A 1,329-nucleotide genomic window follows, 5' to 3' on the forward strand; every position below is an offset into this window, starting at 1 on the left:
GGCGCCGCCGTCGCCGCCGCTGCCCGGACCGTCCAGACCCGCGCCGCCCGCACCGCCGGCGCCGCCGGTGCCGCCTTCGCCGCCGGTGCCGCCGTTGCCGGGAGCACCCTTGCCCTGACCGAAGATGCCGCCGTAACCCTTGCCGCCGGTGCCGCCCTTGCCGCCGTTCCCGGCGTCGCCGCCCTGACCGCCGTAACCGGCCTGGCCGCCATCTCCGTGCTCACCGGCCTGACCGTCGCCGAGCGCGACGCCACCGGCGCCGCCCTGACCGGCCGCACCGCCGAGACCGCCGTCGCCGCCCTGACCGCCGTTACCGGCCTGGCCGCCATCACCGTGCTCACCGGCCTGACCGTCGCCGAGCGCGACGCCACCGGAGCCGCCCTGACCGGCCGCACCGCCGAGACCGCCGTCACCGCCCTGACCACCGATGCCGCCGGTGCCGCCCTGTCGACCGGGAAGGCCCAGCGAGCCGTCACCGCCGGAGCCACCCTGACCGCCGGTGCCACCGGTGCCGCCCTTACCGCCGTCACCGCCGAGGCCGCCTTCGCCGCCCTGACCGCCGTCGCCGGAGACGGTGCCACCCGCACCGCCGGTGCCGCCGACGCCGCCCGCGCCACCGGCGAACCCGGTGCCGCCCTGACCGCCCTGGGCGCCGGTGCCACCGGCCATGACCTGGCCCTGCGCGTCCTTGGGAGCATTGACGCCGGCCGCGCCGGTGCTGCCGGTGGTGGTGCTGTTGCCGCCGGCGCCACCGTTGCCGGCGTTGCCGCCGTTACCGCCGGTGCCGTGCTGGCCGGCTGCACCACCGGTGCCGCCGTTACCACCGGCCGCACCGTTGTGGCCGGTCGCGCTGGCACCGGTGCCGCCGTTACCACCGGCGCCGCCGTCACCGACGTCGGCCGTGGAGTTGCCGCCGGTGCCACCGTTGCCACCGGCCTGCATCGTGCCGTTGCCCAGCAGCACACCGTTGCCGCCGTTACCGCCGGAGCCGCCGCTGCCGACCGCGCCGCCGGCGCCCGCCGTGCCGCCGGCGGCCTCGGTGACGCCGTCACCGCCGAGGCCACCGGCCCCGGCCGCCCCGCCCGCACCGGCGGTGCTGCTGCTGTTGCCGCCGGTGCCACCGGTCCCGGCGACGCTGTTGCTGCCGCCGCCGGCACCGTCGCCGCCGCGGCCACCGTCACCGGCGTTGCCGCCCGCACCGCCGTCGCCGCCGTGGCCACCGGCACCGTCGGCGCCGCTGTTGCCGTCGGTTGCCGCACCACCGGTCCCACCGGTGCCACCGGAGCCACCGGCGCCACCGGCGCCGGCCGCGCCGGTCGCGTCACCGCC

The 1,329-nt window shown here is 79.7% G+C and carries 1 pseudogene; it reads right to left on the reverse strand.

Annotated features, from left to right (window positions below):
- Nucleotides 1–1,329: pseudogene (locus KIH27_RS21995) on the reverse strand (PE family protein); the annotation flags it as partial.

Origin of the sequence: Mycolicibacter acidiphilus (assembly GCF_018455725.1) — a bacterium.
Taxonomy (GTDB): Bacteria; Actinomycetota; Actinomycetes; order Mycobacteriales; family Mycobacteriaceae; genus Mycobacterium; species Mycobacterium acidiphilum.